Annotated in this window: 12 protein-coding genes; 11 read left to right on the top strand and 1 reads right to left on the bottom strand. The window is 72.5% G+C overall.

The window, feature by feature from the left end:
• Positions 1-31 precede the first annotated feature (31 nt).
• The 11 genes from rpsB to HDG68_RS11900 all read left to right on the top strand — a co-directional run bounded on the left by rpsB (position 32) and on the right by HDG68_RS11900 (position 10744).
• Positions 32-913, top strand: a complete 882-nt coding sequence (gene rpsB / locus HDG68_RS11850) for a 30S ribosomal protein S2 (RefSeq protein WP_172152353.1) — start codon at positions 32-34, stop codon at positions 911-913.
• 78 nt (positions 914-991) lie between these two features.
• A complete protein-coding gene (gene tsf / locus HDG68_RS11855) occupies positions 992-1831 on the top strand; it encodes a translation elongation factor Ts (protein ID WP_172152354.1) in 840 nt (279 codons plus the stop codon).
• A 175-nt stretch (positions 1832-2006) separates the two neighbouring features.
• On the top strand, positions 2007-2831 hold the full coding sequence (gene pyrH / locus HDG68_RS11860) for a UMP kinase (RefSeq protein WP_172152355.1): 825 nt from the start codon (positions 2007-2009) through the stop codon (positions 2829-2831).
• A gap of 54 nt (positions 2832-2885) precedes the next feature.
• Positions 2886-3443 (top strand): ribosome recycling factor, encoded by a 558-nt coding sequence (gene frr / locus HDG68_RS11865; protein ID WP_172152357.1) that lies wholly within the window; start codon positions 2886-2888, stop codon positions 3441-3443.
• The gene (locus HDG68_RS11870) at positions 3443-4276 is read left to right on the top strand and encodes a phosphatidate cytidylyltransferase (protein ID WP_172152359.1); all 834 of its coding nucleotides are present in this window, start codon (positions 3443-3445) and stop codon (positions 4274-4276) included. The genes frr and HDG68_RS11870 overlap by 1 nt, the downstream gene beginning before the upstream one ends.
• Positions 4277-4292: 16 nt before the next feature.
• Positions 4293-5474 carry a dual-specificity RNA methyltransferase RlmN gene (gene rlmN, locus HDG68_RS11875; RefSeq protein WP_172152361.1) on the top strand — a complete coding sequence of 394 codons (1182 nt, stop codon included), beginning with the start codon at positions 4293-4295 and terminating at the stop codon, positions 5472-5474.
• Positions 5471-6025, top strand: a complete 555-nt coding sequence (locus tag HDG68_RS11880) for a DivIVA domain-containing protein (protein ID WP_172152363.1) — start codon at positions 5471-5473, stop codon at positions 6023-6025. Before rlmN ends, HDG68_RS11880 begins: the two co-directional genes overlap by 4 nt.
• Positions 6025-7218, top strand: coding sequence for a 1-deoxy-D-xylulose-5-phosphate reductoisomerase (gene dxr / locus HDG68_RS11885; protein WP_172152365.1), 1194 nt, complete (start codon positions 6025-6027; stop codon positions 7216-7218). The genes HDG68_RS11880 and dxr overlap by 1 nt, the downstream gene beginning before the upstream one ends.
• 46 nt (positions 7219-7264) lie before the next feature.
• Complete coding sequence (locus HDG68_RS11890; RefSeq protein WP_172152367.1) at positions 7265-8530, top strand: site-2 protease family protein; 1266 nt, start codon at positions 7265-7267, stop codon at positions 8528-8530.
• Between the two features lie 113 nt (positions 8531-8643).
• Positions 8644-9786, top strand: a complete 1143-nt coding sequence (gene ispG / locus HDG68_RS11895; RefSeq protein WP_172152601.1) for a flavodoxin-dependent (E)-4-hydroxy-3-methylbut-2-enyl-diphosphate synthase — start codon at positions 8644-8646, stop codon at positions 9784-9786.
• A gap of 40 nt (positions 9787-9826) precedes the next feature.
• Positions 9827-10744: a GNAT family N-acetyltransferase gene (locus HDG68_RS11900; RefSeq protein WP_172152369.1), complete on the top strand. Its 918-nt coding sequence runs from the start codon at positions 9827-9829 to the stop codon at positions 10742-10744.
• A 42-nt stretch (positions 10745-10786) separates the two neighbouring features.
• On the opposite strand, the gene HDG68_RS11905 is transcribed toward HDG68_RS11900, so the two are convergent.
• Entirely contained in the window at positions 10787-11665 is an 879-nt protein-coding gene (locus tag HDG68_RS11905) for an Fpg/Nei family DNA glycosylase (protein ID WP_172152371.1), read from the bottom strand.
• Positions 11666-11714: the final 49 nt, after the last annotated feature.

The following is an 11714-nucleotide window of genomic DNA, read 5'->3' on the forward strand; positions in this document are numbered from 1 at the left end:
GATCCCGGACCGCGCGGCGAAAGGACCAGTCATGGCCGTCGTGACCATGCGCCAGCTCCTCGAGAGCGGTGTCCACTTCGGACACCAGACCCGCCGTTGGAACCCGAAGATGAAGCGGTTCATCTTCACGGAGCGCAACGGCATCTACATCGTCGACCTCCAGCAGTCGCTGTCCTACATCGACCGCGCCTACGAGTTCGTCAGCCAGACCGTCGCCCACGGTGGCACGATCCTGTTCGTCGGCACCAAGAAGCAGGCCCAGGAGCCCGTCGCCGAGCAGGCCTCGCGCGTCGGCATGCCCTACGTGAACCACCGCTGGCTGGGCGGCATGCTCACCAACTTCACCACGGTGCACAAGCGTCTCCAGCGCCTCAAGGAGCTCGAGGAGATCGACTTCGACGACGTCGCCGGCTCGGGTCTGACCAAGAAGGAGCTGCTCGTCCTGCGTCGCGAGAAGGACAAGCTCTCGCGCACCCTGGGCGGCATCCGGGACATGGCCAAGACCCCGTCCGCGGTGTGGATCGTCGACACCAACAAGGAGCACCTCGCCGTCGACGAGGCCCGCAAGCTCGGGATCCCCGTCGTGGCGATCCTGGACACCAACTGCGACCCGGACCTCGTGGACTACGCGATCCCGGGCAACGACGACGCGATCCGGTCCGTCACGCTGCTGACCCGCGTGATCGCCGACGCCGTCGCCGAGGGCCTCATGCAGCGCGCCTCCGGCAAGAAGGGCACCTCGGCCGAGGCCGAGGCCGAGCCGCTGGCCGAGTGGGAGCGCGAGCTGCTGGCCGGTGCCGAGGGCGAGAAGGTCGAGGCCGACGAGGCCGCGGCCGCCCAGGCGGCCGACGCCGCGCAGCCGACCGCGCCGGCCGAGGACGCCGCCGAGCAGCCCGCCGAGAAGTCCGAGTGATCCGGTGGCGGACCGGCCCGCGCCGGTCCGCCACCGTCCATCGCACACCGACAGACCAGCACGGAGGACATCACCCCCATGGCGAACTACACCGCCGCTGACATCAAGGCGCTGCGCGAGCGCACCGGCGCCGGCATGCTCGACGTCAAGAAGGCGCTCGACGAGGCCGAGGGCAACACCGACCAGGCCATCGAGATCATCCGCAAGAAGGGCCTGGCCAAGGCGGCCAAGCGCGAGGGCAACACGGCCTCCGAGGGTCTCGTCGCGGTGAAGATCGAGGACTCGGCCGCCGGGCAGGTCGCCACCATGGTCGAGCTGAACGCCGAGACGGACTTCGTCGTCAAGAACGAGAACTTCCTCGCCCTGGCCGAGTCGGTCCTGGAGTCCGCCGCGGCCGCCGGTGCCACCGACGCCGAGTCGGCGCTGGCCGCCCCCTCCGGTGAGGCCACGGTCGCCGACACCATCGCGGCCCAGGGCGCCACGATGGGCGAGAAGGTCGTGCTGCGCCGTGTGGTGCGCGTCGAGGGCCCGAAGGTCACGGCGTACCTGCACAAGACCGCCAAGGACCTGCCGCCGTCGATCGGCGTCCTGGTCGTCACGGACGAGACGGCCGAGCCGGTCGCCAAGGACGTGGCCCAGCACGTCGCGGCGCTGGCCCCGCAGTACCTCACGCGCGAGGACGTCCCCGCCGACGTCGTCGACAAGGAGCGCGAGATCGCGCGCGAGCGTTCCATCGCCGAGGGCAAGCCGGAGGCGGCGCTGCCCAAGATCGTCGAGGGTCGCCTCAACGGCTTCTTCAAGGAGGCCGTCCTGGTGGACCAGCCGCTGGCGAAGGACACCAAGACGACCGTCGGCAAGCACGTCGCCGCGACCGGTGGCTCGCTCATCGGTTTCGAGCGCTTCCGCGTCGGCAACTGACGCTGTTCCGGCCCGGCCACGCCACCCGGCGTGGCCGGGCCGTCGCGCGTCCGCCCGGGCGACCGTGCCGCGAGCCCGGTGCCCCGAGGGGCGGGCGCCCGCATCCGGTGCCAGGATGCGCCAGGAGACACCGACCCGGCCGGCACGCCGGGCGCGCACAGAGATGGACGGTGGCATGACGGACGGTGGCAAGACGGATTCCCTCCCGGCGGACGCGGTCGCGACCGGCGGCGCGGCGGCGCGGCCCGAGCCGGCGCCGGCGGGTGCCGGCCAGCTCCCGGCGAAGGACGCCGGGACCCGGCGGGTGCTGCTGAAGCTGTCCGGCGAGACGTTCGGCGGCGGCAGCGTGGGTCTCGCGACGGACGTGGTGCGGCGCGTGGCCCAGGAGATCGGCGCGGCGGTGCGGCAGGGTGTCCAGGTCGCCATCGTGGTCGGCGGCGGCAACTTCTTCCGCGGGGCCGAGCTCTCGCGGGCCGGTCTGGACCGTGCCCGCGCCGACTACATGGGCATGCTCGGCACGGTCATGAACTGCCTGGCCCTGCAGGACTTCCTGGAGCAGGACGGGGTCAAGACCCGCGTCCAGACGGCGATCACGATGGGGCAGGTCGCCGAGCCGTACATCCCGCTGCGCGCGATCCGGCACCTGGAGAAGGGCCGCGTGGTGATCTTCGGCGCCGGTGCGGGCATGCCGTACTTCTCCACGGACACCGTCTCGGTCCAGCGCGCGCTGGAGACCCACTGCGACGAGGTGCTCATGGGCAAGAACGGCGTGGACGCGGTCTACACCGCCGACCCCCGCAAAGACCCGGACGCGCAGCGCCTCGAGCACGTGACCTACACCGACGCGCTGGTGCGCGACCTGAACGTCATGGACGCCACGGCGCTGTCCCTGTGCCGCGACAACGACGTGCGCATGCGCGTCTTCGGGCTCGAGCGGACCGGTAACGTGACCCGTGCACTGCTCGGCGAAAAGATCGGTACCGCGGTCACCACCCGCTGAGCACGGCCAGGCCACACCAACCCCCGACACACGTCACGACGCAAGGAGCACCGGGTGATCGACGACACCCTCCTCGAGGCCGAGGAGAAGATGGACACGGCGATCGAGGTCGCCAAGGAGCAGTTCGGCGGGATCCGCACCGGCCGCGCCAACGCCGGCATGTTCTCCTCCCTCGAGGTGGACTACTACGGCGCGCCGACGCCGCTGCAGCAGCTCGCCTCGTTCAACATCCCGGACGGGCGCACGGTCCTCATCACGCCGTTCGACAAGAGCTCGATGGCGGCCGTGGAGAAGACGCTGCGGGAGTCGGACCTCGGGGTGAACCCGTCCAACGACGGCAACCAGATCCGCGTCATCATGCCGACCCTGACCGAGGAGCGGCGGCGCGACTACGTCAAGCTCGCCAAGACCAAGGCGGAGGACGCCCGCATCTCCGTGCGCGGCGTGCGCCGCAAGGCCAAGGAGCAGCTCGACAAGCTGGTCAAGGACGGCGAGGTCGGCGAGGACGAGGGTGCGCGCGCGGAGAAGGAGCTGGAGGCCCTGACCAAGAAGCACGTGGACCTGGTCGACCAGCTGCTCGCCGGCAAGGAGAGCGAGCTGCTCGAGGTCTGATGTCACCCGTCGACGCGCCGCGCAAGCCGTCCCGCGCCGGCCGCAACCTGCCGGCGGCGGTGGCGGTCGGGGTGGGGCTGCTCCTCCTCGTCGCCGCGTCCCTGTGGTTCCGTCCCGAGCCGTTCGTCGCCCTCGTCGTCGTCGCGCAGACCGCGGCGCTGTGGGAGCTCCGGGCGGCGTTCGCCCGCCGGGACATCCAGGTCCCGTTCACGCCGCTGGCCGTCGGCGGCGTCGGCATGGCCGTGTCCGCCTACCTGGCGGGTCCCGAGGCGCTGCTGGTGGCCTACGTGCTGACCGTCGGCGCCGTCGTCGTGTGGCGCGTCCTGGACGGGTCGGGGCCGCGGGCGCTGCGCGACGCCGCGGCCGCGGTCTTCGCGGCGACGTACCTGCCGTTCCTGGCGGGTTTCGTCCTGCTGATCCTGGACCAGCCCGACGGCGAGTGGCGGGTCGTGCTCTTCATCCTGCTCGGCGTCGCCAACGACGTCGGGGGCTACGTCGCGGGCGTGGTGTTCGGGCGGCACCCGTTGGCCCGGTCGATCAGCCCCAAGAAGAGCTGGGAGGGGCTGGCGGGCTCGGTGCTGCTGGCGGTGGCCGTCGGCGTGTCCGGTGCCGTGTGGGTGCTCGACGTGTCCTGGGCGTGGGGGGTGGCGCTCGGCTGCCTGGTCGCCCTGACCGCGACGGCCGGCGACCTGGCCGAGTCGCTCATCAAGCGCGACCTGGAGCTCAAGGACATGGGCTCGCTCCTGCCGGGGCACGGCGGTGTCCTGGACCGCCTCGACTCCCTGCTGATCACCGTCCCGTTCGTCTACCTCGTGCTGGCCGCGACCGTCTGACCTGAAGGAACCTGACATGGCAACGACACCCGCCGCCGGATCGGCCGAGCTCGGCATCCCCGCCGTCCGGCCCTCGGACGAGACCACGCCGATCCCGCTGCAGATGGCCCCGCGGCGTCGGGGGAAGCCGCCGCGGCACTTCGCGGACCTGACCGCCGAGCAGCGGGCCGCCTCCGTGGCCGAGCTGGGGGAGAAGCCGTTCCGTGCCAAGCAGCTCGCGGCGCACTACTTCACGCACTTCACCTCGGACCCGGCGGAGATGACCGACCTGCCGAAGGCGACGCGGGACGAGCTGGCGACGACGATGTTCCCGCCGCTCATCCGGCCCACGCGGCGCATGGAGGCCGACGGCGGCACCACCGTCAAGACCCTGTGGCACCTGTTCGACGACGCCAAGGTCGAGTCGGTGCTGATGCGCTACCCGCACCGCACCACCCTGTGCGTGTCGTCGCAGGCCGGCTGCGGCATGGCCTGCCCGTTCTGCGCCACCGGTCAGCTCGGGCTGACGCGGAACCTGTCCACGGCGGAGATCCTCGAGCAGGTGCGGGCCGCTTTCCGGGCGCTGGACCGCGGCGAGATCCCGGGCGGCCCGGCGCGCCTCAACAACCTGGTGTTCATGGGGATGGGGGAGCCGCTGGCCAACCCGCGCGCGGTCATCGAGACGGTCAAGGCGCTCGTCGCGCCGCAGCCCGAGGGTTTCGGGATGTCGGCACGCAACATCACGGTCTCGACGGTCGGCCTGGTGCCGGCGATGCGCAAGCTCGCCGACCTGGGCATCCCGGTCACCCTGGCGCTGTCGTTGCACGCGCCCGACGACGACCTGCGCAGCGAGCTCGTGCCGATCAACACCCGGTTCAGCGTGGACGAGGCGATCGACGCCGCCCGGCACTACTACGAGGTCACCGGCCGACGCGTGTCGATCGAGTACGCCCTCATCAAGGACATGAACGACCAGGGCTGGCGAGCCGACCTGCTGGCCGAGAAGCTCAACGCGCGCGGCAGGGGGTGGGTGCACATCAACCCGATCCCGCTGAACCCGACGCCCGGCTCCATCTGGACCGCGTCCGAGCGTTCCGTGGAGGAGGAGTTCGTGGCACGATTGCGCGGGCACGGCATCCCCACCACCATCCGTGACACCCGCGGGAGCGACATCGACGGCGCCTGCGGGCAGCTGGCCGCCGAGGAGGACGACGAGTGAGCAGCACGCTCTTTTCAACCGTGTCGAAGACGCGTCAGGGGTACGACCCCGACGAGGTCGACGACTTCTTCGACCACGCCCGGCAGGCGTACGAGGGTCGCACGCCCGAGCCGATGACCAACGCGGACATCGCCGGGTCCACGTTCGAGCTGATCCGCGGCGGGTACAACACCCACGAGGTGGACGCCGCGCTGGACCGGCTCGAGGGCGCCTTCATCGCCCGGCAGCGGGCCGAGTTCGTCAACTCCCACGGCCAGGAGGCGTGGATGGCCGCGCTGGCCGAGCGGGCGCGCACCCTCTACGGCCGCCTCGGCCGCCCGGACGGGTCGAAGTTCGCGCCGGCGGACCGCGGGCAGCAGGGCTACGACATGGACGACGTCGACGCGATCTGCGACCGCCTGGTCGGCTACTTCGACCGGCAGGAGCCGCTGACCGCCGCCGAGCTGCGCTCGGCCACGTTCGGACGCGCCAAGGGCGCGAACGCCTACGCCGAGGAGCCCGTGGACAAGTTCCTGGCACGGGCCATCGAGGTGCTGCTCGGCGTCGAGTGATGAGCACCCGCACCGTCACCCTGCTGGGGTCCACCGGCTCGATCGGCACCCAGGCGATCGACGTCGTGACGGCCCACCCCGGTCGTTACGTCGTCGAGGGGATCAGCGCCGGGGGGTCCGACGTCGGTCTGCTCGCCGAGCAGGCGGCGCGCCTCGGTGTGCGGACGATCGCCGTGGCGGACGCCGCGCGAGCGGACGACCTGCGCGACGCGCTGGTCGCCCGCCTCGGCGGGCCGCAGGCCCGTCGGACCGAGGTCCTGGTCGGTCCCGGTGCCGCGGCGGACCTCGCCGGCCGGGGCTCCGACGTCGTGCTCAACGGCATCACGGGCTCCGTCGGGCTCCGCCCCACCCTGGCGGCACTGCGCGCCGGTTCGACGCTGGCGCTGGCGAACAAGGAGTCGCTGGTCGTCGGCGGGGCCCTGGTCAAGGCGCTCGCGCACCCGGACCAGATCGTGCCCGTGGACTCCGAGCACTCCGCGATCGCGCAGGCGTTGCGCGGCGGGGCGCACGCCCCGGACCGCAGCGAGGTGCGTCGGCTGATCCTCACCGCGTCCGGCGGGCCGTTCCGCGGCCGGGCCCGCGACGAGATCGCGACGGTCACCGCCGAGCAGGCGCTGCAGCACCCCACGTGGGCGATGGGGCCGGTCGTGACCGTGAACTCCGCGTCGCTGATGAACAAGGGTCTCGAGCTCATCGAGGCGCACCTGCTGTTCGACGTGCCCACCGACGACATCACGGTGGTGGTGCACCCGCAGTCGGTGGTGCACTCGATGGTGGAGTTCTGCGACGGGTCGACGATCGCGCAGGCCTCCCCGCCGGACATGCGCCTGCCGATCGCGCTGGGCCTGTCGTGGCCGGACCGGCTCGACGTGGTCTCCCCGCCGTGCGACTGGACGCGGGCGACGAGCTGGACGTTCGAGCCCCTCGACGCGGCGACCTTCCCCGCCGTCGACCTGGCGCGGTCCGCGGCCGCGGCGTCGGCCACGCACCCCGCGGTGTTCAACGCCGCCAACGAACAGGGCGTCGACGCCTTCCTGGCGGGTCGGATCGGGTTCCTCGACATCGTCGACACCGTCGAGCGGGTGCTGGGCGAGCACGACGGCGTGGCCGCCGCCGACGCGACGCTCGAGGCGGTCGAGGGCGCCGAGACGTGGGCGCGGTCCCGGGCGGACGAGCTCCTGGCCCGGCGCTGATGCCGTTCCGCACGCGCTCCCAGGATCGTCGCCTACCCTCGGTGTCGTGAACATCCTCCCGGTCGTCGTCGGCATCGTGGTCGTGGTGCTCGGCATCCTCGTCTCGATCGCCCTGCACGAGGTGGGTCACATGGTGCCCGCCAAGAAGTTCGGCGTGCGCGTCAGCGAGTACATGGTCGGTTTCGGGCCCACGCTGTGGTCGCGCAAGCGTGGTGAGACGGAGTACGGCCTCAAGGCGATCCCGCTGGGCGGCTACGTCCGCCTGGTCGGGATGATGCCGCCGGCGCCCGCGGGGACGCGTCCGGGGAACGGGTTCTTCTCCCGCGTGATCGCCGACGCGCGGGACGCGAGCGTCAGCGAGATCCGCTCGGGGGAGGAGCGCCGCGCCTTCTACCACCTGTCGACGCCCAAGAAGCTCGTGGTGATGCTGGGCGGCCCGGTGATGAACCTCGTCATCGCCGTGGTGCTGCTGGCCGTCGTCTTCCTCGGGATCGGGATGCCGACGGCGACGACCACGGTCGAGGAGGTCGGTGCGGACTCCGCGGCCGCGACGGCGGGCGTGCAGGCGGGCGACGAGGTGGTCGCGTTCGACGGCGCCCCGGTGGAGGACTGGTCCCAGCTCGTGGGCATGATCAACGACGCCGCCGGCGAGCAGGTGCCGCTGGTCGTGGAGCGCGACGGCCGGCGGGTCGAGCTCACCGTCACCCCGGAACCGGCCGAGCGACCGCTGACGGACGACGACGGCTACCCCGTCACCGACGACGCGGGCGAGCCGGTCATGGTCGACGGCGCCCTGCTCGGGGTGACCTCGAGCGTCGAACGCCAGGCGCTGCCCGTGTCGTCGGTGCCCGAGGCGGTGTGGCTCCAGGTCTCGGGGACCGCCCACGCGATCGTGACGCTGCCGGTGCGCATCTACGACGCCGCGTACGAGGCCTTCACCGACGCGCCGCGCTCGCAGGACTCGGTGATGTCCGTCGTCGGCGTGGGGCGCGCGGCCGTCGACACGGCCGGGGCCGAGGACTACTCGGTGCTCGCCCGCGTCCAGCTCATGCTCATGCTGCTCGCCTCGCTGAACATCGCCCTGTTCATGTTCAACCTGATCCCCGTGCTGCCGCTCGACGGCGGGCACGTGGTCAACGCGCTCTACGAGGGGGCGCGGCGCAGCGTGGCCCGGGCGCGCGGGCGCACGCTGCCCGGCCCGGCCGACGTGGCCCGCATGATGCCGGTCGCCTACGTGATGTTCGTCGCGCTGATCGGCGTGGGGGCGGTGCTGATGATCGCGGACGTCGTGGACCCGGTCCGGCTGTTCTGAGGTGTGAAGACCTCGCGCACGATCCGGCCACGATCGGGTGACGATGCGCCGTGGGCTGTGTGGCACCGGCCGGGAGGCGCGATACTGACCCCGTGACTGCAGTGAACCTCGGCATGCCCGCACCGCCCGCTCCCACGCTCGCCCCGCGCCGCGCGACCCGGAAGATCAAGGTCGGCGACGTCTACGTCGGTGGCGACGCCCCGGTGAGCGTCCAGTCGATGACGACCACCAAGACCACCGACATCAACGGCACCCTCCAACAGATCGCCGAGCTGACGGCCGCCGGCTGCGACATCGTGCGCGTGGCCTGCCCCACGCAGGACGACGCCGAGGCCCTGCCGATCATCGCGAAGAAGTCGCAGATCCCGGTGATCGCCGACATCCACTTCCAGCCGAAGTACGTCTTCGCGGCCATCGAGGCGGGATGTGCGGCGGTGCGCGTCAACCCCGGCAACATCAAGAAGTTCGACGACCAGGTCAAGGAGATCGCGCAGGCCGCCAAGGACCACGGCACCTCGCTGCGGATCGGCGTCAACGCCGGCTCCCTCGACAAGCGTCTCCTGCAGAAGTACGGCAAGCCCACCCCGGAGGCCCTCGTCGAGTCGGCCGTGTGGGAGGCGAGCCTCTTCGAGGAGCACGACTTCCACGACTTCAAGATCTCCGTCAAGCACAACGACCCGGTGGTCATGGTCCGCGCCTACGAGCTGCTGTCCGAGCGCGGCGACTGGCCGCTGCACCTCGGCGTCACGGAGGCCGGTCCGGCGTTCCAGGGGACCATCAAGTCGGCCACCGCGTTCGGTGCGCTGCTGAGCCAGGGCATCGGCGACACCATCCGCGTCTCGCTGTCGGCGCCGCCGGTCGAGGAGGTCAAGGTCGGCATCCAGATCCTGCAGGCCCTGAACCTGCGCGAGCGCAAGCTCGAGATCGTCTCCTGCCCCTCCTGCGGGCGGGCCCAGGTCGACGTCTACGAGCTGGCGGAGAAGGTCACCGCAGGACTCGAGGGCATGGCGGTCCCGCTGCGGGTGGCCGTCATGGGCTGTGTCGTCAACGGTCCGGGCGAGGCCCGCGAGGCCGACCTCGGCGTCGCCTCCGGCAACGGCAAGGGCCAGATCTTCGTCAAGGGCGAGGTCATCAAGACCGTCCCCGAGGCGATGATCGTCGAGACGCTCATCGAGGAGGCCCTGCGCATCGCCGAGGAGATGCCGGCACCCGAGAACGACGCCCAGGCGGGCGCCCCGGTCGTCACGGTGTCCTGAGACGGCGGCCGAGGGTCCGGGCGGCGAGGAGGCGGGGACGATGGGGTGGCGACCGGCGGTGCGCGGGGCCCGAGCGCCCGAGGGGCGCCGGGGCCCCGTCGCGCGCGTGCTCGGTCCCGAGGCGGTGGCCGAGGCCCGCGGCGTCTGCGCCGTCGACCCCGTCGCGTCCGTCCTGGCCGCCAGCCGTCTCGACGTCGCCGACCGTGCCGGGCTCGCCGCGGCGGGCGGCCAGGTGTGGGGCTACCCCGAGGAGGGCCCCCTGCAGGCCGTCTGCTGGGCCGGGGCCAACCTGGTGCCCGTGGTCCCGAGCACGCTCTCGCGGGCCGAGGCGGACGACGCCGTGGCGGCCTTCGCGGCGGTCGCGCGCCAGCAGGGACGCCGGTCCAGCTCCGTCGTGGGTGAGCAGCGCGCCACGCTGCGCCTGTGGGAGCTGCTGTCCCGCGTGTGGCCGCCCCCGCGCGAGGTCCGCACCGACCAGCCCTCGCTGGTGATCGACCGCGCCCCCGACGTGGCCCCGGACCCGCACGTGCGGCGCTCGCGCCCCGACGAGCTCGAGCTCGTGCTGCCCGCCTGCGTGCGCATGTTCACCGAAGAGGTCGGCTACTCGCCGGTGGCGAGCGGGGGCAGCGCGTACGCCGCGCGCGTACGGTCGCTCATCACCGAGGGCCGCTCGTTCGTCCGGGTCGACGACGGCCCCGACGGGCCCCGCGTCGTGTTCAAGGCGGAGCTCGGCGCGGTGGCGGGCGGCGTCGCCCAGGTCCAGGGCGTCTGGGTCGATCCCGCATTGCGCGGTTCGGGGCTGTCCGTGCCCGGGATGGCCGCCGTCGTCGAGCTCACCCGGCGCACCGTGGCGCCCGTGGTCTCGCTGTACGTCAACTCGTACAACGCACCGGCGCTCGCGGCCTACCGCCGCGTGGGGTTCGAGCGCTCGGGCTCGTTCGCGACCGTCCTGTTCTGAGGTCGCCGCCGGGCGTCTCCGGGAGCTCGGACCCAGCGCGGCTCAGCGCAGCAGCCGGGACATCCGTCGGTCGGCCAGGACTTGGCCGCTGGTCTGGCAGGTGGGGCAGTACTGCAGCGACCGGTCGGCGAAGGACACCTCGCGGACGGTGTCCCCGCAGACCGGGCATGGCTCTCCGGTGCGCCCGTGCACGCGCATCCCGGCACGCTTGGCGTCCTTGAGGTCCGACGCCGGACGCCCGGCCGACGCGGCGACGGCCGCGGTGAGCGTGTCCACGACGGCGGCGTGCAGCGCCACCACGGCGTCGTCGTCGAACGACCGGGTCAGGGCGAAGGGGGAGACGCGGGCGACGTGCAGGATCTCGTCGGAGTAGGCGTTGCCGATCCCTGCCACGGCGTGCTGGTCGCGCAGCAGCCCCTTGACCTGCTGGTTGCGGCCGCGCATCAGCCCGGCCAGGACCTCGACGGTGAAGTCCTCGGACAGCGGCTCGACGCCCAGGGTGCGGATCGCCTCGACGTCCTCGGGCGCCGCGACCACGTGCAGGGCCAGGCGCCGCCGCGTGCCTGCCTCGGTGACGTCGAGCCCGGTGCCGTCGTCGAACCGCAGCCGGACACCCAGGGACGGCCCGCGCGAGGAGCCGCCGAGCCGGGGCCGCACCGGCGTCGTCGGCGCCCGGTCGTGCCACCGTACCCAGCCGCCGCGCGCGAGGTGGACGGCCAGGTGCGGGCCACCGGTGGCCAGCACGAGCCACTTGCCGCGCCGCGTCCAGGACCGCACGAGCCGGTCGACCAGCGCGCTCGTCGGCGGGTCGTGCGTCTTGAGCGCGGCGATCGAACCGACGTCGGCCGCCACGACCGTGCGGTCACGCGTGCTGCGGTCGAGGAACCGGGCCAGGGCCTCGACCTCGGGGAGCTCCGGCATGCCTCCAGTGTGGCCGCGGACGGCGGGCCGGACCACCGCCGGGCGCCGC

Source organism: Isoptericola chiayiensis (assembly GCF_013149805.1).
GTDB classification, from domain to species: domain Bacteria; phylum Actinomycetota; class Actinomycetes; order Actinomycetales; family Cellulomonadaceae; genus Isoptericola; species Isoptericola chiayiensis.

Coding starts and splice junctions, on each gene's coding strand:
- rlmN (WP_172152361.1), top strand. CDS start 4,293: ATGGCAACGACACCCGCCGCCGGATCGGCCGAGCTCGGCATCCCCGCC.
- dxr (WP_172152365.1), top strand. CDS start 6,025: ATGAGCACCCGCACCGTCACCCTGCTGGGGTCCACCGGCTCGATCGGC.
- rpsB (WP_172152353.1), top strand. CDS start 32: ATGGCCGTCGTGACCATGCGCCAGCTCCTCGAGAGCGGTGTCCACTTC.
- HDG68_RS11905 (WP_172152371.1), bottom strand. CDS start 11,665: ATGCCGGAGCTCCCCGAGGTCGAGGCCCTGGCCCGGTTCCTCGACCGC.
- pyrH (WP_172152355.1), top strand. CDS start 2,007: ATGACGGACGGTGGCAAGACGGATTCCCTCCCGGCGGACGCGGTCGCG.
- tsf (WP_172152354.1), top strand. CDS start 992: ATGGCGAACTACACCGCCGCTGACATCAAGGCGCTGCGCGAGCGCACC.
- ispG (WP_172152601.1), top strand. CDS start 8,644: ATGCCCGCACCGCCCGCTCCCACGCTCGCCCCGCGCCGCGCGACCCGG.
- HDG68_RS11870 (WP_172152359.1), top strand. CDS start 3,443: ATGTCACCCGTCGACGCGCCGCGCAAGCCGTCCCGCGCCGGCCGCAAC.
- HDG68_RS11900 (WP_172152369.1), top strand. CDS start 9,827: ATGGGGTGGCGACCGGCGGTGCGCGGGGCCCGAGCGCCCGAGGGGCGC.